This is a genomic window from Streptomyces sp. NPDC015346, assembly GCF_043078785.1.
Taxonomy (GTDB): Bacteria; Actinomycetota; Actinomycetes; order Streptomycetales; family Streptomycetaceae; genus Streptomyces.
In genome coordinates, this window is record NZ_JBIBTW010000001.1 from 665,395 (window position 1) to 690,675 (window position 25,281).

Sequence of the window (25,281 nt, forward strand, 5' to 3'; positions counted from 1 at the left end):
GAGGAACGCTTCACTGCGGGGCGGCCGGTGCACCCGGCCGCCCCGCGGCGTATGCCGTCGCGTATGTCGTCGCGTAAGTCGTGATGTCGAGTGGGGGGTGGGGACGCATGGCCTTCTGGGACGGCCTCTTTCCTGGCAGGACGGCGCAGTTCGACTCGGGCAGCGCCGCGAGCAATTCGATCGAACTGACCCGCCGGCGCCCGTCGGTCTCGCTCACCAAACAGGGCGCGGCCACCGGCAATCTTCGGGTCAACCTCTCCTGGCGGATGCGGACCTCGGACATCGAGGGCCGCTCCCGGCAGAGCGGGAGTCTGCTGCGCCACCCCTCGAAGCTCTTCAAGCCCGAGGTCGTCCAGGCGCACACCCAGGGCGTGGTCAACGTCGACCTCGACCTCGGCTGCATGTACGAGCTGGCGGACGGCAGCAAGGGCGTGATCCAGCCGCTCGGCGGCTTCTTCGGATCCCTGAACTCGCCGCCGTACGTGAATCTGAGCGGCGACGACCGGTTCGGCGGATCGTCCGGTGAGACGATCTTCGTCAATCTCGACCACCGCGACGCGATCAAGCGCCTGCTGTTCTTCGTCTACATCTACGACCAGACGCCGGCCTTCGACCGCACCCACGCCAAGGTGACGCTCTACCCGAGCAACGGGCCCAGGATCGAGATCGAGCTGGACGAGCGCGCCCCACAGGCCCGCTCCTGCGCGGTGCTGACCGTCGAGAACGTCAAGGACGAGCTCGTCGTCCGCCGGGAGGTGAAGTTCGTGTACGGCTTCCAGGCGGAACTGGACCGGCTCTACGGCTGGGGCCTGCAATGGGGGCGCGGCTACAAGACGAAGGCCTGAGGCGTGGCCACGGAGGCGCCGTTACGGGCGCCGGCGCGGGCCCCGTCGCGGGCGGCGTCGCGGGAGTCGTTAGGGACGGACGAACTGCGGGCCCATCGGCGGCATCCGGAAGTTCGGGTCCGGCGCGGGCGCGGCGGCCGCGGCCGGCTGCGGATAGCCGTACGCCGGCTGCGCGGACACGGCCGGCTGCGGATAGCCGTAGGCCGGTACGGGCGCCGGGGGAGCGGTCGGCTGCGGCGGTACGCCCACGGGCGTGTGGTGGACGACCGTCGCGTCCGGATCCGGCTCCGGGGCACGGCGCTCCTCAGGGCTCGCGCTCGCGCTCGCGTCCGCGCCCGCCTCTGTGTCCTCCTCCGTGCCCTCGTCCACCGAGATGCCGAAGTCGGTGGCGAGACCGACGAGCCCGGTCGGATAGCCCTGGCCGACCGCGCGGAACTTCCAGGTGTCCCCGCGCCGGTACAGCTCGCCGCAGATGATCGCCGTCTCCTCGCCGGTCTCCGCCGTGACGTCGAAGAGCGCCAGCGGTTCCCGGTCCGGCGCCGTCGCGTCGTACAGCAGAATCCGCAGGTCGGAGACGGACCGGAAGGTGTCGCCGTCCGAGGAGGCCGCGATCACCACCTGGTCGACCGACGGGTCGAGCCCGCCCAGATCGGCCTCGACCGTGTCGGTGAGACCCTCCGCCACCCGCTTCTTCGGCAGCCGCCGCACCAGCCCCGAAGGATGGCGCGGCTGGTTGTAGAAGACGAAGTCCTCGTCGGAGCGCACGCGCCCGTCGACGCCGAGCAGCAGCGCGGAGGCGTCCACGTCGGGGACCCCGGGGCCCGGGGTCCAGCGGAGCACGGCCCGTACGGCCGCGGTGTCGAGAGGGACGTTGGAGCCCTTCAGCATCGCGTGCGTCATGACCGTCATCCTGCCTTCCCCGCGGACGCCTGGACAACGCGGGGGCCGTACCGATCCGCGTGGCGGCGCGGAAGGCCCCCGGGAGGGCGATCCGCGAGGCATGAGACAGATACGGACGAGTTACCTGGATTTCATGCGACCAGGGAACTAAGGACACCCGCACCTACGTACTATTACCGGCCACGTGTCGTCAGAGCCCACAGAGGCAGTCGGGGGAGTTACATGCGTCATTTCGGGCACATCCCGTCCGCTTCGCGGGCCGGGCTGTTCCACCAGGAGCCGGCCGAGTTCACGTCCGACTCCCCGGCGAGCACGCTCGCCGTGGCCCTCGGGGCCACGCTCTACAGCCCGGCCACCCGGCCGAGGCTCGCCGACGACGTGCGCAAACAGGCCGCACGCGGGGTCGTCTCCATGGTGCTCTGCCTGGAGGATTCCATCGCCGACGCCGACGTGGAGGCCGCCGAGGCCAACCTCGTCCGCCAGTTCGCCGCCCTGGCGGCGGGCACGGGCGGGGACGTGGGCGTGGGCGCGGAGGCCGGTGCGGATGCGCCCCTGGACGTGCCCCGGGACGCGCCCCTGGACGTACCCCTGCTCTTCATCCGGGTCCGGGAGCCCCACCAGATCACCGATCTGGTCGCGCGCCTCGGCGACACCGTCCACCTCCTCTCCGGCTTCGTCCTGCCGAAGTTCACCGAGCGGCGCGGACACGCCTTCCTGGAGGCGCTCACCGCCGCCGAGAAGACCTGCGGGCGGCGGCTCTTCGCCATGCCCGTCCTCGAGTCGCCCGAGCTGCTCCACCTGGAGACCCGCGCCGAGACCCTCGCCGGCATCGCCACGACCGTGGACAAGTACCGCGACCGGGTCCTCGCCCTGCGACTCGGCGTCACCGACTTCTGCTCCGCCTACGGACTGCGCCGCTCGCCCGACATGACGGCCTACGACGTCCAGCTCGTCGCCCATGTCATCGCGGACGTCGTCAACGTCCTCGGCCGCTCCGACGGCACCGGGTTCACCATCACCGGACCGGTCTGGGAGTACTTCCGGCTCGGCGAGCGCATGTTCAAGCCACAGCTGCGCCGCAGCCCCTTCCTGGAGGGCCGCGCGGAGGACCTGCGTACCGCACTCATCGAGCACGACCTCGACGGGCTGCTGCGCGAGATCGAACTCGACCGGGCCAATGGCCTCCTCGGCAAGACCTGCATCCACCCCACCCATGTGGTGCCGGTGCACGCCCTCTCCGTGGTCAGCCACGAGGAGTACAGCGACGCCCAGGACATCCTGCGTCCGGAACGGGGCGGCGGCGGCGTGCTGCGCTCCACGTACACGAACAAGATGAACGAAGTGAAGCCGCACCGCGCGTGGGCCGAACGGACCCTGCTGCGTGCGGAGGTCTTCGGCGTCGCCAAGGAGGACGTCGGTTTCGTGGACCTGCTCACCGCCGGACTGGCCGGCTGAGCTGACGGAAGGTGAATCGGAACGTGGTGTGGTCGGGAACGTGGGTCGCTGAGCGGCTCGGCGTCGAACTGAACGGCGACGAGCGGCTTCCGGGCCTGCTGGGCCTCGCACTGCGCCGCAATCCGAGGCGGGCGCATCTGCTGGTCTCCAACGTGCTGGGCAAGCACGTGCCGCAGCGCCCGTCGGTGGTCCGCGGCGCGGGGTACGACCTGGGTGTACGGGTACGGCGGCTGCTCGGCGACGAGGAGGCCGCCCGTGCCGTCGTCCTCGGGTACGCGGAGACGGCGACCGGCCTCGGCCACAGCGTCGCGGACGGCGTGGGCCTCGCGCCCTACCTGCACTCCACGCGCCGGCCCGTGGCGGGCGTCGCCCCCGCCGGCGGCTTCGAGGAGTCGCACTCGCACGCCACCTCGCACCTGCTGCTCCCGGAGGACCCGAAGCTGCTGGCCGGTGAGGGGCCGCTGGTCCTGGTCGACGACGAGTTCTCCACCGGGAACACCGTCCTCAACACCATCCGCGACCTGCACGAGCGGTACCCGCGCAGCCGGTACGTCATCGTCGCCCTGGTCGACATGCGCACCCCCGACGACCGTGACCGGCTCACCGCCTTCGCGGCCGAGATCGGCGCCCGGGTCGACCTGCTGACCCTGGCGGCCGGCACGGTCGCCCTCCCGGACGGCGTCCTGCGCAAGGGCCAGGAGCTGGTGGCCCGCTACGAGGCGGCGGCGGCCCCCGCCGGGCCCGCCGTGCCCGCGCCCCGGGCGCCGCTCGGTGAGCCCGTACGCGTCGCCCTGGACTGGCCCGAGGGCGTTCCGGACGGCGGGCGCCACGGCTTCACGCCCGAGCACCGTGCCCGCCTGGAGGCCGCCCTGCCGGACATGGCGGCGCGGCTCGCCGAGGCGCTGCGCCCCGCGGGGCCGCGCGTCCTCGTCCTCGGCTTCGAGGAGCTGATGTACGCGCCGCTGCGGCTCGGCACCGAGCTGGAGCTGGCCGGCCTGGACGTCTCGTACTCCACCACCACCCGCTCGCCCGTCCTCGCCGTCGACGACCCCGGCTACGCCATACGCACCAGGATCGTCTTCCCCGCGCACGACACGCCCGCCGACGGGCCCGGGGAGCGGTACGCCTACAACGTCGCCGGGGCCGGCTTCGACGCGGTCGTCGCCGTCGTCGACTCGGCCGCCGACACCCCCGCACTGCACGCCCCCGACGGCCTGCTGGCCCAGCTCGCGGCACACGTCCCGCACGTGGTCCTGGCCGTCGTCCCGAGCTACATACCCGGCTCGGTCCCGGACTCCACCCCGAGCCGGGCCCTGGGCTCCGGGCGGACTCCGGCCCTGGACTCCGTCCCGAGTGCCACTCCCACCAGCCACCTCCCCGCTCCCGCCACCGAAGCTCCCGAAAGGAGCTCCATGCTGCCCGAGCCCCTCCGCGGCCCCGCCTTCTCCTCGTACGCGCCCGACGAGGTCGGCTGGTTGCTCCAGGACCTCTCGGACGTCGAGCTGGAGGCCCCGACCGAGGAGCGCGAGGAGGCCATCCAGAGCGGCGGCGCCCACTACGCGGAGTCGCTGCCGGTCGAGTACCAGCCCAGCGACCGGTACCAGGAGCTCTTCCACGCGGCCCTGGAGACCTCCGCCGCCCGGATCGCCCGCGCCGTCGGCGTCGTCACCGAGACCGTCCTCGCCGAGAAGTCGGGCCGGGGGAGCGGCACGCCCGTGCTCGTCTCCCTCGCCCGGGCCGGCACGCCCGTCGGCGTCCTGATGCGCCGCTGGGCGCAGGCCCGCCACGGACTCGACCTGCCCCACTACGCCGTCTCCATCGTGCGCGGCCGCGGCATCGACGCCAACGCGCTGCGCTGGCTCGCGGCACACCACGACCCGGCCGACGTCGTCTTCGTCGACGGCTGGACCGGCAAGGGCGCCATCACCCGCGAACTCGCCGACGCGCTCACGGAGTTCGAGGCGAAGGAGGGCATCACCGGCTTCGACCCGGAGATCGCGGTCCTCGCCGACCCCGGCTCGTGCGTGCGCACCTACGGCACCCGCGAGGATTTCCTCATCCCGTCCGCCTGCCTCAACTCCACGGTGTCCGGCCTGATATCGCGTACGGTCCTGCGGGCCGACCTCGTCGGACCCGACGACTTCCACGGCGGCAAGTTCTACCGCGAGCTGGCCGGTTCGGACGTGTCGGGCGCCTTCCTCGACGCCGTCGCCGCCCGCTTCGACGAGGTCGGGACGGCCGTCGACACCGAGGTCAAGGAGCTCCTCGCCACCGACCGCACCCCCACCTGGGAGGGCTGGGCGGCCGTCGAGCGGATCAGCGAGGAGTACGGCATCCACGACGTCAACCTGGTCAAGCCGGGCGTCGGCGAGACGACCCGGGTCCTGCTGCGGCGCGTACCCTGGAAGATCCTCGCCCAGCGGGGCGCGGGCGCCGACCTCGCCCACGTACGCCTCCTCGCCGAACAGCGCGGGGTGCCCGTCGAGGAGGTCGACGAACTCCCGTACACCTGCGTCGGCCTGATCCACCCGCAGTACACACGCGGCGCCACGGGCGCCGACGGGAAGGCGGTGATCTCCCAGTGAGCACCACCACCGTGATGGTCGCGAGCGACCTCGACCGTACGCTCATCTACTCCTCCGCCGCCCTCGCGCTCGGCATGCCCGACGCGCAGGCGCCCCGGCTGCTCAGCGTCGAGGTGCACGAGAGCAAACCGCTCTCCTACCTGACGGAGGACGCGGCCGCGCTCCTGGAGGAGCTGGCCGCCGAGGCCGTCTTCGTGCCGACCACGACCCGTACCCGCAAGCAGTACCAGCGCGTCCAACTCCCGGGCCGGGAACCGCAGTACGCCATCTGCGCCAACGGCGGGCACCTGCTCGTCGACGGCGTCAGCGACCAGGACTGGCACGAGAGCGTGGTCCGCCGGCTCGCCGACGAGTGCGCGCCGCTCGCGGAGATCCGTGCCTACTTCACCGCCACCACCGACCTGTCCTGGGTGCGCAAGCACCGGGTGGCCGAGGACCTCTTCGCGTACCTGGTCGTCGAGCGCGAGCGGCTGCCGGAGGAGTGGCTCAAGCGGTTCGGCGAGTGGGCGGAGGACCGGGGCTGGACGGTCTCGCTTCAGGGCCGGAAGGTGTACGCCGTGCCGAAGCCGCTCACGAAGAGCGCGGCGATGCGCGAGGTCGCCCGGCGTTGCGGCGCCGGCCTGACGCTGGCGGCCGGGGACTCGCTCCTCGACGCGGACCTCCTCCTCGCCGCCGACCGCGCCTGGCGGCCGGGCCACGGCGAACTGGCCGACACGGAGTGGACGGCCCCGCACCTGGACGTGCTGGCCGAGCGTGGTGTGGCGGCGGGGGAGGAGATCCTGCGCCGTTTCCTGGTTTCGGTACGGGAGCATCGCGCGTCGGTACCGCCACAGGCCGCGGCCCCGGTTCTGGATGCGGCCCCGGCGCAGGCCGCGGCCCCGGTTCTGGATGCGGCCCCGGCACAGGCCGCGGCCCCGGTTCTGGATGCGGCCCCGGCCCCGGTGCCGTCCCCGGACCCGGCCTGAGCCCGAGCACCGCTCGGGCTCAGGCTCGGGTTCGGTTCAGCCGCAGCAGCCACCCCCGCAGCAGCCACCCCCACCGCCTCCACCGCCTCCGCCGCCGCCTCGCGGGGCGGCGGTGGGGGCCGCCGTACCGCCGACGGCGACGGCCGAGAGCAGCTTGACGGTGTCGTCGTGCCCCTCGGGGCAGGCGGCCGGGGCGGACGACTCGGCCATGGGACGGTTGAGTTCGAACGTGTCGCCGCAGGTCCGGCAGCGGTATTCGTAGCGAGGCATGCCCACCAGGCTAGCGGGCGGCGCGGGCCTTGCCCCCGCCCCGCTCTTCCCTGATCTCCTCGACGACGTGGGCGGCGGTGGCGCGGATGGCCTCCAGCTCGACGAGGAAGTGCCAGTAGTCGGGGTGGCGCTCGCTGTCGAGCGCGGCGATCGCCCGGTCGAGCCGTACGACCGCGTCGTCGAGGGGACGGGCGTGACGCGGGTCGGGGGTGGTGCGGCCGGCCATGGCGAGGCGCTGGGCGTCGCGGATGGCGAACCGCGCGCGGTCGGTCTCGTGGCGCGGGTCCTTGGCGACGGCGTCGAGACGGCGGAGCCGGTCGCCGGCGGCGGAGACGGCCTCGTCGGTGGCGTTGAGCAGGGCGCGCGCGGTGGTGAGGAGGCTGGTGGCGTCCGGCCAGCGCTGCTCGGCGCGTGCCTTGGCGGCCTCACGGAGCCTCTCCTCGGCCTGGTGGACGCTGTCGGCGGCCTGCTCGGGAACGTGCTGAAGGTCCTGCCAGCAGGCGGCGGAGAAGCGACGCCGGAGTTCGGAGAGGACGGGCTGGACCGCCCCGGCCCGGGTGGTGAGCGCCTCGGCGCGGGTACGGAGGGTGACCAGCCGCTTGTCGATCTCGGCGGCGCGCTCGGGCAGCCGCTCGGCCTCGACGCGGACGGCCTCGGCGTCGCGCAGGATCCGGTCGGCGCGCTGCAGGGTCTCGGTGACGCCGTGGCGGCCGGCGCCTTCGTTGAGCTTGGTGAGCTCGGGCCCGAGGGCGGCGAGACGCGCGGCGAGATCATCCGCTCTCAGACCGGACCCGCGCACCGTGTCGAGAGCGGTGCTCGCGTTCCGGAGCGCCTGTCGCGCACGCTCGGCGGCGGGGCCGAGCCGGGCGAGCTGTGTCTCGGCCTTGTCGAGCAGCGGCCCGAGCCCCTCGGTGAACCGGTCCAGCTCCCCCTTGACCCGTACGAGCTCGTCCTTGGCGCGTGTCAGCTCGGCCCGGGCCCGGCCGGCCGTGGCCCCGTCCAGCTCGTCCCGGTCGAGATCGTGCGCGTCGACGGCGGTGATGTAGGCGTGGCTGACCTCGTCGATCCGCCGTCCGAGGGCCGCGAAACCGTCGATGGCGCGGCGGGCACCGGGCGAGTCGTCGACGGCCGTGATCGTCTCGATGGAGAGGCGCAGATCGCGCTGCGCGGTGTCGAGTTCGTAGAACGCGGCGGCGGCGTCGTCCTTCGCGGCCTGGGCCTCGGCCCGCTGACTCTCCCCACGGCCGCCGAACCAGCGTCGCGTACCGCCGCCGGCGAAGGCGGCGGGGGCGAGAGCGAGGCCGAGGAGCGGAAGCGCGAGCGCGAGCCGCAGCATGGACGTGCCTCCTGCGTGAGTCGCCGCCACGTCCCTCTCCCGTGCTGTGATCGCCGCGCTGCCCGGTCGGTTCATTCTCCCACCAGGTAGAGACGAACACACCGGCCCTTTAGTTCGCGTTGCGGACGACGACTTCCCCGTTGTCGCTCCGCGCGGTCACGACATGGGCGCTGCCCTTCAGGGTCGGCACGTCGATGCGGACCTCGCCGTTGTCGCTGCGTCCGTCGATGTCGTACGAGGCTCTGGGCAGGGCGATGTCGATCTCCCCGTTGTCGCTGACGGCCTCCACCCGGCGCGGCACGGCGCTCAGCGAGAGCCGTACGGCCCCGTTGTCGGCACGCGCGACGACCTGGCCGGACGTGGTGCCGCCCGCCACGACGACCTCGCCGTTCTCGCTGGTCAGATCGAGGGGGCCGGAGGCGTTACGGACGACGACGGCGCCGTTGTCGGACCGTATCGTCAGGGCGGTGTCGAAGCCGTCGGCCGTCACCTTCCCGTTGTCGTCCTCCACGGTGACGGCGACCCCGCGGGGCACCTGGATCCGATGCACGGAGTCGCAGTCGCTCGCCACGGCGTCGCACTCCACCCGCAACGTGAGCCGCCCACCCTCCAGCCCCCAGACGGCGTCGGGCCCCTCCCCCATGAACACCCACCCGTCGACCTGCCGGGCGACCCGCACGTCCTGGATGTCGGCGGGCACGATCTCCAGCTCGGAGTCGTGGGCGTCGATCGTGAGCACGTCCCCGGAGAAGGCGAAGGCCTTCTCCTCCACAGGCGCCCCCTCGACGTCCGCACCCCCACACCCACCGACCCCGAGCGCGACGACGACGGCCCCGCCGAAGGCGAGGAGCGCGCGCATGCGACGACGACTACCCATGACGATCATTCCCCCAGGCGAACCGCTGACATTCCCCCCAAGCTACGACCCCCCTCCCCCCACCCACGATCCGGCGACCCACCGCCCCGGGGGTGGGGCTAACCCCCGGAACCACCGGTTTGCGGGACACACCCATGGGCCATGTACGCTGTTGCCTCATTCCACGGGTGCGTAGCTCAGGGGTAGAGCGCTGCTCTTACAAAGCAGATGTCGGCGGTTCGAAACCGTCCGCGCCCACCAGCACAAAGGCCCCCAGTCGATCATGGCTGGGGGCCTTTGACATCTACTTCGGACATCAACGGGGACGGTTGGTCACGCCCGAGGACGGCTCCTGAGCAGCCGGTCTATGTGGCTCACAGCCTCGCGCTGGGTGTCCTGGACGACGTGGGTGTAGACGTTCATCGTCACGGCGATCTGGCTGTGCCCGAGGATCTCCATCACGACACGGGGCGGGACGCCGGCGGCGGTGAGCAGTGTCGCCGTACCGCAGGAAAGGTGCGGTGAAGGTTTCTCTACTTCATCAAGGCGGCTCGCTCCGCGCGCGGCCCGTCGCCCGGGCCTGCGATCCTGTCTGCGCCCCGCTCCGTGCCCCGGCTCCGCCGGCCGCGCGGCTAGAGCGAGCACACCTGATGCAGTGGACGGTAGCCCGGGGTGGCTGGGCCCGGTCGGCTCCACGGCTTTAGGCAGCCACCATGGGGCGAGCTCGAAGATCGGGGGCCCACATCGGGCTTTAGCGGGCAGGTCCAGAGACTGCCCGAGTCGCGAGAAGCTTACGGGCCCCCGATCTCTCGCCCCATGGCAGCTCCCGCCCAAAGCCGCTCCACCGACCTCGATGCGTCGCCCTCCGCTCGCTAGCCCACTTGCTCCCCGGGCGTTCGAGACCTCCAGTGGGCCATGCCCTCCGCGCCGAAGCCAGCCACCACGAACAGGGCCGCCAGCCAGAAGAGCGCCGTGCTCTCCCATTCCAAGCCACCAAGCAGCGCCACCACACCGAGGGAAGGCAGAAAGACCGCGACGGCGGTCCACCACCGGCCCTTGCGAGCTTGCGCAATCGCAGAGGCCGACGCGAGCACGACGAGCAGTACCGTCACTGCCATTGGTACCCACATAGCAGCAGTCTGCCTCCTACCCGTCGGCCGCACGCCCCCACCCCAGCCTGATGCCAGGTCGTGTGCCCCTTGCGTGCCCGATCAGTCGGGGGCAAGGGGGAAACCACGGCGAGTGACAGTCACGGCACCACTGCCGCGCGGGTCAGTGACGGTGCAGCTCAGCCGCCATCCGCATACGGCGTCTTCGAAACTAAGGCCCCAGGGCAAGGCGCCCGGCTAGGCATGGTCGGATGGGTGGCAGTCCCAGGATTCCAGATGCTCCAGGAGAGGTGGCCTGTCGGTGGTCGAGAAGCGGCGGCGCAGCTGGCGAGCCCGCGCAGGGTGGCTGTTCGTAGCCCTATGGTGCGGGGGAGAAGCCGCTTTCTCGGATGGACCAGGCTGGCGGCGAATTCTCTACGCCGCCGTTCTGCTCTTCATGCTGATCGATGCCGCTGCGCACGCGGTTCGCTATCTCCGGGAGCGGCGGATGGCAGGTGACATCCCCAGCTGACGCGACGTTAGTGGTGGCTCTTCGCGGATAGACCGCCAACGCGATGAGCCGACCCACCGGGCCGTGAGCTGTACAGCAGCGAAGTACAGCAACCACCGCAACCGACCACGGCCGATATGGTCCGCCATGGGTCCCATGGTGACCCGTATGACCGCAGGCGCCTGACTCGGTTAGAGCTACCGATCAGAAGGCGACCGCGCCAGATCCGTGCCAGATCAAGTGGTCAGCCACGGTCAACCGAGGTTCGCAACGGTGTAGATGCTGCGTTGACAGGCCCAGTGCCGAGATGGCTGGTGACCAGCGAGGACGGTTCAGCTGCGGGCGCCAGGCTTACAAAGCAGACGTCGGCGGTTCGAAGCCGTCCGCGCCCACCAGTGCGGAGGCCCCTCGTCGATCTCGGCGGGGGGCCTTTGACATCTACCTCTGCCGTCAACGGGGACGGCCGATCACACCGGGACGCCTCTTGAGTAGCCGGTCCGTGTGGCTCACGGCTTCGCGCTGCGTGTCGTGGACGAGTGGGTGTAGACGTTCATCGTCACGGCGATCGGACTGTGTTCGAGGAGCTCCATCACGACCCGCGGAGCGACGTCGGCGGCGGTGAGCGGTGTCGCCGTACCGCAGAGAAGGTGCGGTGAAGGTTTCTCTACTTCATCAAGGCACGCACCGCCGCGCACGGCGCGGCAGCGCGCGGCCCTACGGCTCGGCCCGCGCCTCTGTCTTCGCCCGGCGCGGCCCGGTCGCCCGCGGCCTGACGGCTCGGGCTGATGGACGAGGAAGCCCCTCGTGGTCAGGGCTGCTGTTCTACGCGCGGGTCGGAGAGATGCCTCCGGCGGGGGCGCTCAGGCTCCGGGATGGAGAGGGGCCGCGGGCGTCTGCGGGCTTTGAGTCGTGGTGGCCGTGGGGGCTCCCATCCCGTCTGCCGTCGACCCAGGCAGAGCCGAGCAGACGCGAGTCCTGGCGTCCAGGTCGTTCGTACAGTGGCACGCTCCACCTGGACGTCAGGACCCGTGTCCGCTCCACCGACGTGTGGGTCGACGGCAGACGGGATGGGGGCTGGGGAGGATGATGGGCTGAGGAGGGAGGGCATCTAACGGGCTGTCAGTGGCGACCCTTACTCTTCCGCCATGCGCAAAGGTGCGATCAGCCCACAGGACGTCCTCAAAGCCATAGCGGAGTACGACGAGTTAGGGCGTGACCGGTTCCTGTCCAAGTACGGGTACAAGCCAGCGACCGGGTACCTCCTCATTCATGAGGACCGGACATACGACTCGAAGGCCATCGCTGGCGTGGCCCACAAGTTCGGTCAAGGCCGGGCTCTGAGGCCGGATGAGTTGAGTGGAGGTAGATCGCACGCTGCGAGGTGGCTCGCCCAGCAGGGGTTCTTGATCCGTGCGACTCGGAGCCCCGACTGGACGCGAGACGAGATCATCCTGGCCTGCGACCTGGCGATGGCCAATGGTTGGAAGCGACTGGAGTTCGACGACCCGCGCGTGATTGAGCTGTCCGCACTGCTACAGGCCATGCCGATCCATCCTGTAGAGCAGCGAAACGAGCTGTTCCGGAACCCCAACGGCGTAGCTCGCAAAACGGTTGACATCACGTGCCGGCACCCGGACTACCCAGGGAAGCCCACGAATGGCAACGCGCTCGACTTCGAAGTCATGAAGGACTTCCTTGCCCGGCCAGCTGAGATGGCGGCGGTAGCCCAGCGCATCCGACGCGGCCTCACCACCGGCGAATTCCAGGACCTGTCCTCAGAGGTCGAGGAAGAGGATGACTACAGCGCCCCCGAGGGCCGGCTCCTTTTGCGCCGGCACCAGGCTCGGGAGCGGAACAAGAGCCTGCGCAAGAAGAAAATCGCTTCCGTGCTCCAGCGCGGCGGGCGGCTGGCCTGCGAAGCGTGTGGGTTCGACTTCGAGCAGGTCTACGGCGACCGAGGTGCTGGGTACATCGAGTGCCATCATGTCGTGCCGCTGCACGAAGCGGGCGAGGGCCGGACCAAGCTCAGCGATCTCGCCCTCATATGCGCCAACTGTCACCGCATGATCCACCGGGCCGCGCCATGGCCGACTCCTGGGGAGTTGCGGGCCTCCATAGAGCGAAAGCACGCAGCTGACAGGCGAGCAGCGGAAGCCCTGGCACGACCTCGCAGGGCTGCTGACGAGCAGATGCCGAACCCCCAGATCTGACATCCACTGCTGACATCAACGTCGGCGCACAGCGGCAGTCCCGGATGACTGTGGACGGCAGCCGCAACCGGGCCCGCTGCGGTGCTCAGCCGCCTCCGAGCGAACTCAATGGGGAGCACCGCGTCGCCTTTGCTCACGGGGGTGTCGCCGACCTCGACGTCCTCGGTGGCGTACCGGGAGAGGGCGCGTACCACCGGGCCGCACCAGCGCATCAGTTCGTCGACCGTGTCCGGCATCAGGTCCGGCTCGGCCCGCAGCCGCGACAGTTGGGCGGGGGTGGGTCAGCAGGGCGGCCGTGCCGTTGGCGATCAGGTTGACGGTGGTGACATGGCCCGCGACGACCAGGTTGACGATCATCGCGACCATTTCGACGGTGGTCATCCTGTCGCCGCCAGTACCGTGCTGCGCTGTCGCCAGCGGTCGCGCCCCCCCTCGGGGACGGCGATCAGTTCGCAGATCACGGTGGTCGGCAGGGGGCGCGCGAAATGCTCGGCCAGATCGAGGGAGCCGTTCTGGAGGCGGCCGGGCAGGCGGTCGAGCAGTTTCTCGGCGATCGCTTCGATTCTTGGCCGCAGCTGGGCGATCCGGCGCGCGGAGAACGCCCGGGACACCAGCCCCCGAGCCTGCGGTGGTCCCGCCCGTCGCTGTCGAACAGTCCTGCCCGCAGGTACTTCTCGTACCCGGAGAACATGCCCCGGGCCTGCCAGGTCTGCTCCGTGCGGTGCGCCACCGGCGTTCTGGGAACGGTGGCCGCGTCGATGACGAACCGAGCGTCGCTCATCACCATCCGCACGTCGTCGTAGCCCGTCGCCACCCACGTAGGATCGACGCCCGGGACGACTCCGCGCGCCATGGTGCCCCGCTCACGCAACTGCCGGTAGGCGTCGAACGGATCCCGTACGAAGCGCGCCTCGCCCAGATCCACCGTCTCCGGGGAATCGTTCGTTTCCGATTCCTGCAAGGTCATGCATGAGCCCTTCCCCGGGACGGCGAAACCTGGTGCCCATCCGAGCATCCGAATGCGGGATCCCGTTCCGCTTCGGGGCGATTTCACCCGATGGATGGAGGCTTCGCCGTCACGCGTCGAAGTCGTATTCCAGGACGTAGGCGGCGGAGTCCAGGGTCATCTCGTTGAGTTCCACGGCGACGCCGTCGGTCGTGAAGGCCGTGCGGGTGATCAGGATGACCGGGGTGCCGAATTCGAGGGACAGGCGGGTCGATTCGGCCGCTGTCGGCATGCGGCAGCGGATCTCCTCGCGGAAGCGGACGGGCTCGTGGCCGAGTTCGGTCAGGCGGGCGTAGGTGCCGCCCGGGCCCGTGTCCGGTGTCGCGATCGGTGTGCCTTGGGCGAGGGCGGCGGGAAGGTACGAGAGGGAGAGCAGGACCGGCTTGTCGTCCAGGACGAAACGGCGGCTGCGGACGCAGACGGGGGAGTCCGGCGGCAGCCCCAGCGCCTCGGCGACCCGGGCGCTCGCCGCCGCCTCGCCCACCTCGATCTGGTCCACCACGAGCGCCCGGTCCTCGATGTCCGCCGACCACACGGAGCGGCCCGTCCCCCAGTGGCCCTGCGCGAGCCTCGGGATGCCGCGACGGCGCAGCGGGCGGAACGAGCGGACGAAGACACCGGCGCCCTTACGGGCCTCGGCCAGGCCCTCGTTGCGCAGGACGGACAGGGCGTGGCGGGCCGTCATCCGGGCCACGTCGTAGGTCGTCATGAGATCGTTCTCGCCGGGGAGCCGGTCGCCGGGGGCGAAGGCGCCTGACTGGATGGCGGTTCTCAACTCGTCGGCGATGCGCTGGTACTTGGGCCGACGACCGCTGTCCTGGTCAGTCATGGGGGGACCACTCCCTTCGTTTTGCGGGACACCCTACGGCGCACTTCTTCGAGGTGGTGCACGTGTGTGCGCCGACGTGTGCGGTCGATCCGTCCATCGGGGGACATCTCTAGAGATACGTTGACAGGGAGGGGTCTCCCGGCTTGTCTGGGTGTGTCTCGAACCGGGATTCCGGGACGGAGGGATTCGTGCAGCCACTGCCCGAGGTCGGTGACCTCGTACGCGACACCGCCACCGGGCGGGTCGGCTTCTTCGTGGACAGCGTCGCCGGCCGGTGCCTCATCCGGTCGGTCGACGGCGGTCACGCGTGGGAGGCCGAGCCCGGGAACGTACAGCCGGCCACGCCCCTGAGGGAGCTGCGGGCGCGGGCCGCCGAGATCAACGCGCGGAGCAGGCGGAGCCTGGGGACCTGACGTTGTCAGTGGTGCGCGTCACACTGGGAGCATGTGCCGCAGCATCAAGACCCTCCGACCGCCCGTCCTGCCCGAAGAGGCCACCGAGGACGACATCCGCGCCGCCGCCCTGCAGTACGTCCGCAAGGTCTCCGGCTTCCATCACCCCGCCGCGCACAACCGCGAGGTGTTCGACCGGGCCGTGGACGAGATAGCGGCCGCGACCGCACGGCTCCTGGACGGCCTCGAAGTACGCGGAGGCGGCCACCGCGCGCGGGTCGCGGACCCGGCGCCGCCGCACGTCAGGAGGCCGGAGCCGCAGCCACAGCCGTAGCGGTGGCCGGGCGCCGCAGGACGTAGGCCGCCAGGGCGCCCGCCAGGAAGAGCGCGAGGATCGACACCCCCGCGCCGAACCAGGTCGCCCCGAGCCACAGCCCGCCGAACCAGCCCAGCGCCACGCTGTAGCTCGCCCACGCCACGCCCGCCAGCGCCGACCACGGCAGGAACTCCGCGATCCGGCGCCGGGCCGCGCCCGCGCCGAGCGAGACCACCGACCGGCCCGCGGGCGCGAAGCGCGCGATCACCACGAGGAGGCCACCGCCGCGCGCCAGCGCCGCGCCGAGACGTTCCTGCGCCAGCGTGAGGCGGCGCGAGCGGGCGATCGCCCGGTCCAGCCGGGCCCCGCCGCGCCAGGCCAGGCGGTACGCCACGAAGTCGCCGAGGACGGAGGCTGTGGCCGCGCACAGCAGGAGGGGGAGGACGGAGGGCACGTCAGGGGAGGCCGCCGTGGCGGTCGCCGCCGCGGTCGCGGCCGTGATCACCAGGACCCCGCTCGGCAGCACCGGCAGGAAGACGTCGAGAAGTACCGACGTCGCCACCGCCGCGTAGATCCACGGGCCCGCGGTCAGTGACCTCAGTGACCCCATGCTGTCGAGCACGTTCACAGCGCTAGAGCGTACGCGGGGGCGGGGTGGGGGAGCGGGGAGGGGCCGGAAAGCCGCTCTCGCGGGTCCGGCCCCCTGGCTGATCGGCCGCCGATCGGTCTTACGCCGCGACCGCCGCGTGCTGGTCCTCGCGCCGGTCCGCGCGCTCACCCTTGCGCTCGCCCGTCTCCGCGCCGCGCGCGCCGAACAGGCGGTCGAGCGCCAGTGCGCCCGGGCCGGTGAAGACGAGCAGCAGGAACGCCCAGCAGAAGAGCGCCGCGCCCTCTCCGTTGTTCTGCAGCGGGAAGAGCGCCTCGGGCTGGTGGACCTTGAAGTACGCGTACGCCATCGAGCCCGAGGCTATGAAGGCGGCGGTACGGGTCCCCAGGCCGGCCAGCACCAGGGCGCCCGCGACGAGCTGGATCACGGCCGCGTACCAGCCCGGCCAGGTACCGGCGGGCACGGTGCCGCCGCCCATCGCGCCGCCGAGGACGCCGAAGAGCGAGGCGGCGCCGTGGCAGGCGAAGAGCAGGCCGACCACGATGCGGAACAGGCCGAGTGCGTACGGCTGGGCCTGGGTGAGGCGGTTCGCCAGGTTGTTCATGGGGACGGGACCCTTCGGGCGTGTCCGCTCCCGGGGGAAACGGAACATGGGGGACTGAACCGATGAGGCCGTCAGGTTAGGCGCCCCTCATCAATACTTGCAAGTTCAACAAGTTCAACATTCGGTTCTCTGCGGCTCTGTGGCGAGCGTCACGAGCCGGCGCCGCCACCGTCGAGCGCCCGCTCGTCGACCGTCACCAACCGCCCGCCCGCGCGCGCCTGATAGAGCCTCAGGCGCGCCCGGCGGCTGTCGAAAGTCAGCGTCATCAGCTGGTTTCCGAACCACGGCCCGCCCGTCCTGCGCCAGGCGACCGACGACCGGCCCACCCGGCCGTGGCGGGCAAGGGCCCGGCCCAGCGCGCGGCCCGCCCGGCTCCAGCCGAAGCGGAAGCCGAGCCGTATCGACGCCGGGACCGCGTTGTGGAGCGGGGAACAGGTCAGTTGGACGACGCGCGCCTCGGGGGCGACGCCGGGGTCCAGGGCGCCGCCCTCGCCGGGCGCGGGCCACTCCGGTTCGGCCACGTACGCGTGGTGTACGTCCCCGGACAGGACGCACACCGTCGCCGGCGCCTGCGGGCCGCTGCCCGCCTCCGCGAGCAGCCGGGTCAGGGCGTCGAACGACGACGGGAACGCCGCCCAGTGCTCCAGATCCGCCCGCTGCCGCAGATCCTCCGCGAACCGTGCCCAGCGCCCGTCCGGGCCGCCCCGCTCACCCCGGCACAGCGACGCGTTCCAGCGCTCCGCGTCGTGGATCAACGGCGGCAGCAGCCAGGGGAGCGAACTGCCCACGAGAAGATGGTCGTACGCGCCCGGGCCGTCCGCCAGCGCCTGCGCGCGCACCCAGGCCGCCTCGGCGTCGTCCAGCATCGCCCGCCCGTCCTCCCGCAGCACGCGCGCCGCCCGGGTGTCGACCATCAGCAGCCGGGTCCGGCCGAAGTCCCTGCGGTAACTCCAGCGCACAGAGGTTGGGTCGGCGTCCGCCTCCGCCACGAACCGGCGCAGCGCCTCCGTACCGTCGGGCGCGGCGCACACCTTCGCGTACAACGGGTCGGCCGCCAGCTCCGCGGGGGAGAGATTGCCGAGGTGCTGGTACACCCAGTACGACATCAGTCCGCTCAGCACCCGCTCGCTCCACCAGTGCGTGGCGCGCATCCGCGCCAGCCAGGCGGCGCTGGTGTTCCAGTCGTCGATGACGTCGTGGTCGTCGAAGATCATGCAGCTGGGCACGGTGGAGAGCAGCCAGCGGACCTCCGGGTCCTGCCAGGACTCGTCGTACAGCCGGGTGTACTCCTCGTAGTCCCCGACCTCCGCACCCGGCGGGTCGCGTGGATCCCGGCGGGCGGCGAGCCAGCGCCGGGTGGCGGTCGTGGTCTCGTCCGCGTACACCTGGTCGCCCAACAGCAGCAGGACGTCCGGGCGTTCGCGCTCCGCGCGGGCGGCCAGGTGCGTCGCCAGGGTGTCGAGCGCGTCGGGGCCGACCGGGTCCCGGCCGGTCGCCGGCTTCGCCGCCCAGCGGCAGGAGCCGAAGGCGAGCGTGATGACGCTGTTCGGCGCCGGGGTGCGGATGGCGCTGGGCGGGAAGCGGGAGTCCGGCGGCGGCCAGACCGCCCGGCCGTCGAGCCGTATCTCGTACGGGGTCGACGTGCCGGGGGTCAGACCCGTCACCGGGATCAGCGCGTAGTGGTGACCGGCGACCTGGAACGTACGGGTCCGGCCGCCGGCGCCGTTCTCGCACCGCACTTCAGCGGTGCACGGGCGGTCGGCCTCGACCCACACCGTCGCGGTGTCGCCGCGCACCCCGTCGACGTACCGCAGCAGTGGTCCCAGTCTGAGTCCGGCCGCCATCGCGCTCCCCCTCCGTCGTCCCGACCCGCCGTACGGTACGAGGTCCGCACGGGAGGGAGCGAGGAGGGGTTCCGGTGTCGTACGCCGGTGTCAGCAGGCGTTCAGGACCGACTGGAGCGCGCTCTTCTCGGCGGAGTCGACGCTCAGGCCCCAGTAGTACTTCACGTGCACCCACGCCCGGGCGTACGTGCAGCGGTACGCGGTGCGCGGGGGCAGCCACTCGGCCGGGTCGAGGTCGCTCTTGGCCTGGTTGACGTTGTCCGTCACGGCGATGAGCTGCGGACGGGTCAGGTCGTTGGCGAACTGCTGGCGCTTGGCGGTGGTCCAGGAGTTCGCGCCCGAGCGCCACGCCTCGGCGAGCGCCACGACGTGGTCGATGTCGAGATCCGAGGCGGCGGTCCAGGTGGCGCCGTCGTACTCCGAGTACCAACTGCCGCTGACCGCCGCGCAGCTGGAGTCCTGGACGACGTTCACGCCGTCCCGCTGGAGGACGACCTCGCGGGTGTTGCAGGTGCCGGACTGGGTGATCCAGTGCGGGAAGAGGTCGCGGCTGTAGCCGGTGGAGGAACCTTCCGCCTTCACCGTGAGCGAGGCGAGGTAGGTACGGGCGGTGGCGGCGCTGACCGGGGTCGGCATCGCCGCCTGGGCGGTCGGGGCGGTGGCGAGGAGGCCGGTGACGGTGAGGGCGGCGGAGGCGGCGAGGACGGTCGCGCGACGAGCTATTCGACGCGCGTAGACGCTGGTGCTTGCGGTGAGCATGCGAACTCCCTTGATGTGGGGGGACCTTGGCCGAGCCGTCCTGGGCGGGTGCCGGGCGGCCCGGTCATCGTGGCGGCGCCGGGTTTCGGTGGGGGGTGCGCCAGGTAACAGGGTGGCGACATGAGCACGTCACATCAAGGGGTCGGGGGGAGGGAGTGTGAGGTGAGGGGGAGTGTGAGGCGAGGGGGAGTGGGTGTGGGGTGACGGAGCGACACTTTCGGGGCCGCGCCCTAGGGTTGGTGTGTGCTTCTGGAAGTGAACGTCACCTTTGGGGTGGTTCTCGCCGTTCTCCTCGTCCTCGCCGCCGGCGTGGTCGCCCTCGCCCGGCTCGGGCGCGCCCGCGACACGCTGGTGGCGGGCGGGCGTGCGGCGCTCCAGCTCGTGGCCGTGTCGCTGGTCATCGGGGTGGTGATGCGGCAGCTGCCGCTGCTGCTGGGTTTCCTGCTCCTGATGTACGGGGTCGCGGTCCTGACGGCCGGGCGGCGCGTGATCCCCTCGCCGGGACGCGGCTGGTGGTGGGCCGGGGTGCCGATCGCGGCGGGCGTGGCGCCGGTCGTCGGGGCGCTCGTGCTCACCGGGCTCGTACCGGTGCGGGGAGTCGCGCTGATCCCCGTGACGGGCATCCTCATCGGCGGGGCCCTGACGGCCACGGTGCTGGGAGGACGGCGCGCGCTCGACGAACTGGAGACGCGGCGGGGCGAGGTCGAGGCGGGGCTCGCGCTCGGGCTGCCGGTGCGGGAGGCACGCCTCGAGGTGGCGCGGAAGGCGGCCTCGGACGCGCTGCTGCCGGGGCTCGACCAGACGCGGACGGTGGGCCTCGTCACGCTGCCGGGCGCGTTCGTGGGGATGCTGCTGGGCGGGGCCTCACCGTGGGAGGCGGGCGCGGTGCAGCTGTTCGTCCTGGTGGCGCTGCTGGTGGTGCAGGCGGTGGCGGTGGCGGCGGTTCTGGAGCTGGTGGCCCGGGGGCGGTTGGCGCGGGGGCGTTGAGTGATGCCCGGCCGCCGTCACGTGGCGCCCGCCCGGCCGGGGGCCGTCAGGTCAGGAAAGTGAGGCGGATCGCGCCGGCGACGGCCTCGGCGCTCACCGAGGTGAGGTCCATGACGTGGACGTCCGGTGCGAAGGCCGCCGCCCTCGGGCCCACGCCCACCACCCGCATGCCCGCCGCGCGCCCCGCCAGGATGCCGGCCTCGCTGTCCTCGAAGACGACGCAGTCGGCCGGGTCGAAGCCCAGTTCGGCCGCGCCCTTGAGGAAGCCCTCCGGGTCCGGCTTGCTCGCGCCGACGCACTCCGCCGTGATCCGGGTCTCCGGCATCCGTAGCGCCGCCGCGCCCATACGGGCCCGGGCGAGGGCCTCGTTCGCCGACGTCACCAGGGCGTGCGGCAGGTCCGCGATGGCGGCCATGAAGGCGGGGGCGCCCGGCACGGGCACGACGCCGTCGAGGTCGGCGGTCTCCTCGGCCAGCATCACCCGGTTGTCCGCGTAGTTCTCCTCCATGGGCCGGTCCGGGAGGAGGACGGCCATCGTCGCGTACCCCTGGCGTCCGTGGACGACCTTGAGCGCCTGCTCGGGGTCGAGTCCGTGCCGGACCGCCCAGCGGCGCCAGCAGCGCTCCACGACGGCGTCGGAGTTCACGAGCGTGCCGTCCATGTCCAGCAGAAGGGCGCGTGCGGTGAGCGTTGCCGGGGTGGTGGCAGGCATCAACGGTCTCCAAAAGGGGTGGGAGGAGAACGAAGTGGACCCGCTCACCGGTCAGGGAGTGCGAGCGGGGCCACTTTGTTCCATCACCATACAAAAGAAGGGGCCCGCTGCGCCACCCCGCCCACGGAGGTGGGTCTCAGCCGCTCGTCACCTGCTCCAGCGCGCGGCGCGTCTCCGGGCCGTAGACGCCCTCCGGGTCCTCCTCGATGTGCATGTACGACTGGTAGTCCGCGACCCCCTCCTGGACGCGCCTGTTGTACTCGCCGTTCATCGGGCCCTCGTACAGCCCGATCTCCCTCAGTCGCCGCTGGAGCTCCGCGACCTCCGGCCCCGAGTCGCCGCGCCGCAGGGTGGGGGCGTCCTCGGTCTCCTGGGAGGGCGTCGACGTCGGTCCGGGGCTGCTCGCGCCGGTCGAGGGGGAAGCCGGTCCGGCGGGAGCGCCGGAGGCGGCCGCCGTGGTCCGGACGGCGGCGGGCGAGGGGGAGGCCGACGCGGACCGGGACGCGGACGGCGAGGCGGAGCCCGGGGCGGAGCTCGGCGGCGGCGCCGTGGACGACGCGGAGGGCGTCGACGTCGGGGCCTCGGACACGGCCACGTTCTCGGAGGCGCTCGTCGTGACCGTGGGTACGGCCGCCCGGTCGTCCGTGTCGCCCTCGCCGTCCAGCAGGCCGGCCGCGAGCGCCGCCGTGCCGACGACGGCGACCGCGACGGCCGCCGTGAGGGCCACCAGCGCGCCCCGCCGCCGCGTGACCGGCCGCTCCGGCTCGAAGTCGTCGAAGTCGTCGATGTGCCCGAGATCCCCGATGTGCCCGAGGTCCTCGACGTGCCCGGGATGAGCACCATGGCCGGGATGAGCACCATGGCCGGGGTGCTCGGAGTGATCGACGTGTGCGCCGTCGGCGGCCGGTGCACCGCCGGGCGAGGGCGCGGGCAGGGACGCGGGCGGTGGCGCGGGTGCGGCGGGCGAGGGCGCGGGCAGGGACGCCGGCGGTGGCACCGGTGCGGCGGACGAGGCTATCGGTATCGGTACCGGCGCCGGCGGCGGCTCGTGCGCGCCGTCCGGTGCCGGCGTTTCCAGCGTCACGTACGGGCGGATCCGCAGCGGATCGAAATCCTGGCCGCAGGCGCAATCCGGTCTGTGTACACCGCATTCAGGACAGACGTGTCCGACCACAGTGGGTCCCCTCCCAAGTCAACTGACAGTGATTATGCACAGGGGTTCAGCAGGTCATATGCGGACATAACGATCAGGATGGGGGTGTACGGACCGGAAGGAGATGCCCATGGCCCAGGAAGTACGGACGCCGGACGTCGGCGGCGGCCCCGCGCCGGGGGAGGGAAAGAGCCACCGCACCCTCCTCGTGGCGATCGGGGCGCTGCTGCTCGGCATGCTGCTCGCGGCACTCGACCAGACCATCGTCTCCACCGCCCTGCCGACCATCGTCAGCGAACTGGGCGGCATGGAGCACCTCTCCTGGGTGGTCACCGCCTACATGCTGGCCGCGACGGCCGCGACCCCCCTGTGGGGCAAGCTGGGCGACCAGTACGGCCGTAAGAAGCTCTTCCAGATCGCCATCGTCCTCTTCCTCATCGGCTCCGCCCTCTGCGGCATCGCCCAGAACATGCCCGAGCTCATCGCCTTCCGGGCCGTCCAGGGCCTCGGCGGCGGCGGGCTCATGGTCCTGTCGATGGCGATCGTCGGCGACCTCGTCTCGCCCCGGGAGCGCGGAAAGTACCAGGGCCTCTTCGGCGCCGTCTTCGGCGCCACCAGCGTCCTCGGCCCGCTGCTCGGCGGAGTCTTCACCGAGCACCTCTCCTGGCGCTGGGTCTTCTACATCAACCTGCCCATCGGAGTCGTGGCCCTCTTCGTGATCGCCGCCGTGCTGCACATCCCGGTCCGCTCCACCCGGCACACCATCGACTACCTCGGCACCTTCCTCATCGCCTCGGTCGCCACCTGCCTCGTTCTGGTGGCCTCCCTCGGCGGTACGACATGGGCGTGGGGCTCCCCGCAGATCGTCGGGCTCGCCGTCCTCGGCGTCGTCCTGCTGGTCTGGTTCGTGTACGTCGAGCGACGCGCGGCCGAACCCGTACTGCCCCTGAAGCTGTTCCGGATCCGGACCTTCACCCTCGTCTCGGTCATCAGCTTCGTCGTGGGCTTCGCGATGTTCGGCGCCATGACCTACCTGCCGACCTTCCTCCAGGTCGTGCAGGGCGTCACGCCCACCATGTCCGGCGTCCACATGCTGCCCATGGTCCTCGGCATGCTCATCACCTCGACCGCCTCCGGCCAGATCGTCTCCCGCACCGGGCGCTGGAAGGTCTTCCCGCTGGCGGGCACCGGGATCACCGCCCTCGGGCTGCTGCTCCTCAACGAAATGACCGAGACCAGCTCCACCTGGCAGATGAGCGTCTACTTCTTCGTCTTCGGCGCCGGCCTCGGCCTGGTCATGCAGGTGCTCGTGCTGGTGGTCCAGAACGCCGTCTCGTACGACGATCTCGGCGTCGCCACCTCCGGGGCGACGTTCTTCCGCTCCATCGGCGCGTCCTTCGGAGTCGCCGTCTTCGGCACGATCTTCACCAACCGGCTCAACAGCAAGCTGGACGACGTCCTCACCGGCCAGCCGCTGCCGCCCGGGACCGGGCCCGACCAGATCGCGGCGGACCCGCGGACCGTCACCGCCCTCCCGCCCGATCTGCGGCCCCCGGTCCTGCACGCGTACGCCACCTCGATCACCGACGTCTTCCTCTACGCGGCGCCGGTGGTGCTCCTTGCCTTCGTCGTCGCCTGGTTCCTGAAGGAGGACAAGCTGCGCGGCTCGGTCACCGCCCCCGACACCAGCCAGACCCTCGCCTCCAACCCGGTGGAACGCTCCTCGTACGACGAGTGCGCCCGGGCCCTGTCGGTGCTGGGCTCGCGCGAGGGGCGCAAGGCGGTCTACGAGAAGATCACCGCCAAGGCCGGGCTCGACCTGCTGCCGGCCGCGAGCTGGCTGCTGCTGCGGATCCGCCGCCACGGCACCGTGGAACCGGCCCGGCTCGCCGAGACCACCCCCGTACCGCTGCGGGCGATCACGGAGGCGGCCCGGCAGGTCGAGGAGCGGCGCCTCGCCCGCCGCGAGGGGCTGCAGCTGATCCTCACCGAGGAGGGCGTGCGGACCGCGACCCGCCTGGCGAAGGCGCGCGAGGAGTCGCTCGCCGAACTGCTCGGCGACTGGTGGGGGCCGGACCGGCCGACGGACCTGGTGAAGCTCGTGGAGGAGCTGACGGCCGAACTGAGCGGCTCGGACGCGGAGCGACCCCACCTGCCCGAACCGCCCCGCGACCACCACGCCTAGCGGATGTCCTGCCGAGCGCCCTGCACCGCCGCGAGGTGCTTGCCGTACCAGATCTCCATGTACGGACCCTCGCAGTACGCCGGTATCTCCGCGTAGCCGTGGCGGGTGTAGAGCGCGCGGGCCTCGACGAGGTCGAGGCGGGTGTTGAGGACCATCCGGCGGGCGCCCAGTTCGGCCGCCGCCTCCTCCAGGGTGCGGAGCAGGGCGCCCGCGCCGCCGAGGCCGCGGAAGGCCGGGCGCAGGAACACCCGTGTCAGCTCGGCCCGTTCACCGTCCAGGAGCAGGACGCCGCCGCACCCCGCCGGCCTGCCCTCGAACCGGGCGACGAGGAACTGGCCGGTCGGCGGGGTCAGCAGCTCCACCCCGTCGTTCGTCAGGCCCTCGTCGATCTCCGCCTGCGTCGCCGGCCGCTTCCAGTACCGGCTGGCGACCTCGTCGTAGTAGTCGCGGCGCAGGGCGGTGGCGTCCGGTCCGTCGTAACCCTCGGCGTGGAAGGTCCAGGCGCTCACTTGGGCGACGCCTGCTGCACGACCTCGAACGACCACAGGGTGGAGCCGGTCGCGGCGGGCTTCGGCCGGCCGCCGCTCTCGCCCTCGGCGCCTCCCGAGGTGCCCTGGTGGGCGGCCTTCATGGAGCCGCTCATCCAGTTCTGGAAGTCCTCCTCGCTGCGCCAGCGGGTGTAGACCAGGTACTGGTCCGTACCCTCCAGCGGGCGCAGCAGCTCGAACCACTCGAAGCCGTCGGAGCCCTCCACGGCCCCGGCGCGGGACGCGAAGCGCTGCTCGAGAACCTCACGCTGCTCGGCCGGGACGGTCAGTACGTTGATCTTCACGATGCTCATGAAGGGCAGGATAGGGGTGGGTCGA

General features: G+C 71.8%; 24 protein-coding genes, 1 tRNA gene and 2 pseudogenes. 10 read left to right on the forward strand and 17 right to left on the reverse strand.

Annotation, left to right across the window (positions count from 1 at the left end; genetic code table 11):
- Window positions 1-107: 107 nt before the first annotated feature.
- Complete coding sequence (locus tag ACF06X_RS02975) at window positions 108-845, forward strand: Tellurium resistance (RefSeq protein WP_392285399.1); 738 nt, start codon at window positions 108-110, stop codon at window positions 843-845.
- A 69-nt stretch (window positions 846-914) separates the two neighbouring features.
- Here ACF06X_RS02975 and ACF06X_RS02980 read toward each other — a convergent pair whose 3' ends face one another.
- Window positions 915-1,754: a TerD family protein gene (locus ACF06X_RS02980; RefSeq protein ID WP_392285400.1), complete on the reverse strand. Its 840-nt coding sequence runs from the start codon at window positions 1,752-1,754 to the stop codon at window positions 915-917.
- Between the two features lie 213 nt (window positions 1,755-1,967).
- Here ACF06X_RS02980 and ACF06X_RS02985 point away from each other — a divergent pair, with 213 nt between their 5' ends.
- From ACF06X_RS02985 to ACF06X_RS02995, 3 genes are read left to right on the forward strand one after another with little or no spacing between them, the layout of a single operon-like run.
- Window positions 1,968-3,200, forward strand: a complete 1,233-nt coding sequence (locus ACF06X_RS02985) for an HpcH/HpaI aldolase/citrate lyase family protein (RefSeq protein WP_392285401.1) — start codon at window positions 1,968-1,970, stop codon at window positions 3,198-3,200.
- Between the two features lie 23 nt (window positions 3,201-3,223).
- Window positions 3,224-5,785 carry a phosphoribosyltransferase gene (locus tag ACF06X_RS02990; protein ID WP_392285402.1) on the forward strand — a complete coding sequence of 854 codons (2,562 nt, stop codon included), beginning with the start codon at window positions 3,224-3,226 and terminating at the stop codon, window positions 5,783-5,785.
- A 14-nt stretch (window positions 5,786-5,799) separates the two neighbouring features.
- Window positions 5,800-6,750: an HAD family hydrolase gene (locus ACF06X_RS02995; protein WP_392285951.1), complete on the forward strand. Its 951-nt coding sequence runs from the start codon at window positions 5,800-5,802 to the stop codon at window positions 6,748-6,750.
- 36 nt (window positions 6,751-6,786) lie between these two features.
- Here ACF06X_RS02995 and ACF06X_RS03000 read toward each other — a convergent pair whose 3' ends face one another.
- The 3 genes from ACF06X_RS03000 to ACF06X_RS03010 form a co-directional block, all read right to left on the reverse strand.
- Window positions 6,787-7,020 carry a zinc ribbon domain-containing protein gene (locus ACF06X_RS03000; protein WP_392285403.1) on the reverse strand — a complete coding sequence of 78 codons (234 nt, stop codon included), beginning with the start codon at window positions 7,018-7,020 and terminating at the stop codon, window positions 6,787-6,789.
- 10 nt (window positions 7,021-7,030) lie between these two features.
- Entirely contained in the window at window positions 7,031-8,356 is a 1,326-nt protein-coding gene (locus ACF06X_RS03005) for a hypothetical protein (protein ID WP_392285404.1), read from the reverse strand.
- Between the two features lie 109 nt (window positions 8,357-8,465).
- Window positions 8,466-9,242, reverse strand: coding sequence for a DUF4097 family beta strand repeat-containing protein (locus ACF06X_RS03010; protein ID WP_392285405.1), 777 nt, complete (start codon window positions 9,240-9,242; stop codon window positions 8,466-8,468).
- A 156-nt stretch (window positions 9,243-9,398) separates the two neighbouring features.
- Here ACF06X_RS03010 and ACF06X_RS03015 point away from each other — a divergent pair.
- Window positions 9,399-9,473 (forward strand) — tRNA-Val (locus tag ACF06X_RS03015).
- Window positions 9,474-9,545: 72 nt separating this feature from the next.
- Here ACF06X_RS03015 and ACF06X_RS03020 read toward each other — a convergent pair.
- The 3 genes and pseudogenes from ACF06X_RS03020 to ACF06X_RS03030 form a co-directional block, all read right to left on the reverse strand.
- Window positions 9,546-9,839, reverse strand: a pseudogene (locus ACF06X_RS03020) (tyrosine-type recombinase/integrase); the annotation flags it as partial.
- 245 nt (window positions 9,840-10,084) lie between these two features.
- Window positions 10,085-10,330, reverse strand: a complete 246-nt coding sequence (locus ACF06X_RS03025; RefSeq protein WP_392285406.1) for a hypothetical protein — start codon at window positions 10,328-10,330, stop codon at window positions 10,085-10,087.
- 931 nt (window positions 10,331-11,261) lie between these two features.
- Window positions 11,262-11,449, reverse strand: a pseudogene (locus ACF06X_RS03030) (oxidoreductase); the annotation flags it as partial.
- A 507-nt stretch (window positions 11,450-11,956) separates the two neighbouring features.
- Between ACF06X_RS03030 and ACF06X_RS03035 the strand changes: the two are divergent.
- Complete coding sequence (locus tag ACF06X_RS03035; protein WP_392285407.1) at window positions 11,957-13,021, forward strand: HNH endonuclease; 1,065 nt, start codon at window positions 11,957-11,959, stop codon at window positions 13,019-13,021.
- Between the two features lie 457 nt (window positions 13,022-13,478).
- Here ACF06X_RS03035 and ACF06X_RS03040 read toward each other — a convergent pair whose 3' ends face one another.
- Together ACF06X_RS03040 and ACF06X_RS03045 are read right to left on the reverse strand one after the other, a co-directional pair.
- Entirely contained in the window at window positions 13,479-13,988 is a 510-nt protein-coding gene (locus tag ACF06X_RS03040) for a hypothetical protein (protein ID WP_392285408.1), read from the reverse strand.
- A gap of 109 nt (window positions 13,989-14,097) precedes the next feature.
- On the reverse strand, window positions 14,098-14,856 hold the full coding sequence (locus ACF06X_RS03045; RefSeq protein ID WP_392285409.1) for a GntR family transcriptional regulator: 759 nt from the start codon (window positions 14,854-14,856) through the stop codon (window positions 14,098-14,100).
- Window positions 14,857-15,044: 188 nt separating this feature from the next.
- On the opposite strand from ACF06X_RS03045, the gene ACF06X_RS03050 reads away from it, so the two are divergent.
- On the forward strand, window positions 15,045-15,269 hold the full coding sequence (locus ACF06X_RS03050) for a hypothetical protein (protein WP_392285410.1): 225 nt from the start codon (window positions 15,045-15,047) through the stop codon (window positions 15,267-15,269).
- A gap of 31 nt (window positions 15,270-15,300) precedes the next feature.
- The gene (locus ACF06X_RS03055) at window positions 15,301-15,582 is read left to right on the forward strand and encodes a DUF2277 domain-containing protein (RefSeq protein ID WP_392285411.1); all 282 of its coding nucleotides are present in this window, start codon (window positions 15,301-15,303) and stop codon (window positions 15,580-15,582) included.
- On the opposite strand, the gene ACF06X_RS03060 is transcribed toward ACF06X_RS03055, so the two are convergent.
- The 4 genes from ACF06X_RS03060 to ACF06X_RS03075 form a co-directional block, all read right to left on the reverse strand.
- The gene (locus ACF06X_RS03060; RefSeq protein WP_392285952.1) at window positions 15,551-16,174 is read right to left on the reverse strand and encodes a DedA family protein; all 624 of its coding nucleotides are present in this window, start codon (window positions 16,172-16,174) and stop codon (window positions 15,551-15,553) included. The two genes, ACF06X_RS03055 and ACF06X_RS03060, sit on opposite strands and share 32 nt — an antisense overlap.
- Window positions 16,175-16,292: 118 nt before the next feature.
- Window positions 16,293-16,766 carry a DoxX family protein gene (locus tag ACF06X_RS03065; RefSeq protein ID WP_392285953.1) on the reverse strand — a complete coding sequence of 158 codons (474 nt, stop codon included), beginning with the start codon at window positions 16,764-16,766 and terminating at the stop codon, window positions 16,293-16,295.
- Between the two features lie 158 nt (window positions 16,767-16,924).
- Window positions 16,925-18,619 carry an alkaline phosphatase D family protein gene (locus tag ACF06X_RS03070; protein ID WP_392285412.1) on the reverse strand — a complete coding sequence of 565 codons (1,695 nt, stop codon included), beginning with the start codon at window positions 18,617-18,619 and terminating at the stop codon, window positions 16,925-16,927.
- A gap of 90 nt (window positions 18,620-18,709) precedes the next feature.
- Window positions 18,710-19,378, reverse strand: a complete 669-nt coding sequence (locus ACF06X_RS03075; RefSeq protein ID WP_392285413.1) for an HNH endonuclease family protein — start codon at window positions 19,376-19,378, stop codon at window positions 18,710-18,712.
- 243 nt (window positions 19,379-19,621) lie between these two features.
- Between ACF06X_RS03075 and ACF06X_RS03080 the strand changes: the two genes are divergently transcribed.
- Window positions 19,622-20,365 carry an ABC transporter permease gene (locus tag ACF06X_RS03080; protein WP_392285414.1) on the forward strand — a complete coding sequence of 248 codons (744 nt, stop codon included), beginning with the start codon at window positions 19,622-19,624 and terminating at the stop codon, window positions 20,363-20,365.
- Between the two features lie 46 nt (window positions 20,366-20,411).
- Here ACF06X_RS03080 and ACF06X_RS03085 read toward each other — a convergent pair whose 3' ends face one another.
- Window positions 20,412-21,077 carry an HAD-IA family hydrolase gene (locus tag ACF06X_RS03085; RefSeq protein ID WP_392285415.1) on the reverse strand — a complete coding sequence of 222 codons (666 nt, stop codon included), beginning with the start codon at window positions 21,075-21,077 and terminating at the stop codon, window positions 20,412-20,414.
- A gap of 136 nt (window positions 21,078-21,213) precedes the next feature.
- On the reverse strand, window positions 21,214-22,161 hold the full coding sequence (locus ACF06X_RS03090; protein ID WP_392285416.1) for a peptidoglycan-binding protein: 948 nt from the start codon (window positions 22,159-22,161) through the stop codon (window positions 21,214-21,216).
- 199 nt (window positions 22,162-22,360) lie between these two features.
- Here ACF06X_RS03090 and ACF06X_RS03095 point away from each other — a divergent pair, with 199 nt between their 5' ends.
- Window positions 22,361-24,415, forward strand: a complete 2,055-nt coding sequence (locus ACF06X_RS03095) for a DHA2 family efflux MFS transporter permease subunit (protein ID WP_392285417.1) — start codon at window positions 22,361-22,363, stop codon at window positions 24,413-24,415.
- On the opposite strand, the gene ACF06X_RS03100 is transcribed toward ACF06X_RS03095, so the two are convergent.
- Window positions 24,412-24,924, reverse strand: a complete 513-nt coding sequence (locus tag ACF06X_RS03100) for a GNAT family N-acetyltransferase (RefSeq protein ID WP_392285418.1) — start codon at window positions 24,922-24,924, stop codon at window positions 24,412-24,414. The two genes, ACF06X_RS03095 and ACF06X_RS03100, sit on opposite strands and share 4 nt — an antisense overlap.
- A complete protein-coding gene (locus ACF06X_RS03105) occupies window positions 24,921-25,256 on the reverse strand; it encodes an antibiotic biosynthesis monooxygenase family protein (RefSeq protein ID WP_392285419.1) in 336 nt (111 codons plus the stop codon). Before ACF06X_RS03105 ends, ACF06X_RS03100 begins: the two co-directional genes overlap by 4 nt.
- Window positions 25,257-25,281 lie beyond the last annotated feature (25 nt).

Coding starts and splice junctions, on each gene's coding strand:
- ACF06X_RS02975 (WP_392285399.1), top strand. CDS start 108: ATGGCCTTCTGGGACGGCCTCTTTCCTGGCAGGACGGCGCAGTTCGAC.
- ACF06X_RS02980 (WP_392285400.1), bottom strand. CDS start 1,754: ATGACGGTCATGACGCACGCGATGCTGAAGGGCTCCAACGTCCCTCTC.
- ACF06X_RS02985 (WP_392285401.1), top strand. CDS start 1,968: ATGCGTCATTTCGGGCACATCCCGTCCGCTTCGCGGGCCGGGCTGTTC.
- ACF06X_RS02995 (WP_392285951.1), top strand. CDS start 5,800: ATGGTCGCGAGCGACCTCGACCGTACGCTCATCTACTCCTCCGCCGCC.
- ACF06X_RS03000 (WP_392285403.1), bottom strand. CDS start 7,020: ATGCCTCGCTACGAATACCGCTGCCGGACCTGCGGCGACACGTTCGAA.
- ACF06X_RS03005 (WP_392285404.1), bottom strand. CDS start 8,356: ATGCTGCGGCTCGCGCTCGCGCTTCCGCTCCTCGGCCTCGCTCTCGCC.
- ACF06X_RS03010 (WP_392285405.1), bottom strand. CDS start 9,242: ATGATCGTCATGGGTAGTCGTCGTCGCATGCGCGCGCTCCTCGCCTTC.
- ACF06X_RS03025 (WP_392285406.1), bottom strand. CDS start 10,330: ATGGCAGTGACGGTACTGCTCGTCGTGCTCGCGTCGGCCTCTGCGATT.
- ACF06X_RS03035 (WP_392285407.1), top strand. CDS start 11,957: ATGCGCAAAGGTGCGATCAGCCCACAGGACGTCCTCAAAGCCATAGCG.
- ACF06X_RS03040 (WP_392285408.1), bottom strand. CDS start 13,988: ATGACCTTGCAGGAATCGGAAACGAACGATTCCCCGGAGACGGTGGAT.
- ACF06X_RS03045 (WP_392285409.1), bottom strand. CDS start 14,856: ATGACTGACCAGGACAGCGGTCGTCGGCCCAAGTACCAGCGCATCGCC.
- ACF06X_RS03055 (WP_392285411.1), top strand. CDS start 15,301: ATGTGCCGCAGCATCAAGACCCTCCGACCGCCCGTCCTGCCCGAAGAG.
- ACF06X_RS03060 (WP_392285952.1), bottom strand. CDS start 16,174: ATGGGGTCACTGAGGTCACTGACCGCGGGCCCGTGGATCTACGCGGCG.
- ACF06X_RS03070 (WP_392285412.1), bottom strand. CDS start 18,619: ATGGCGGCCGGACTCAGACTGGGACCACTGCTGCGGTACGTCGACGGG.
- ACF06X_RS03075 (WP_392285413.1), bottom strand. CDS start 19,378: ATGCTCACCGCAAGCACCAGCGTCTACGCGCGTCGAATAGCTCGTCGC.
- ACF06X_RS03085 (WP_392285415.1), bottom strand. CDS start 21,077: ATGCCTGCCACCACCCCGGCAACGCTCACCGCACGCGCCCTTCTGCTG.
- ACF06X_RS03095 (WP_392285417.1), top strand. CDS start 22,361: ATGGCCCAGGAAGTACGGACGCCGGACGTCGGCGGCGGCCCCGCGCCG.
- ACF06X_RS03105 (WP_392285419.1), bottom strand. CDS start 25,256: ATGAGCATCGTGAAGATCAACGTACTGACCGTCCCGGCCGAGCAGCGT.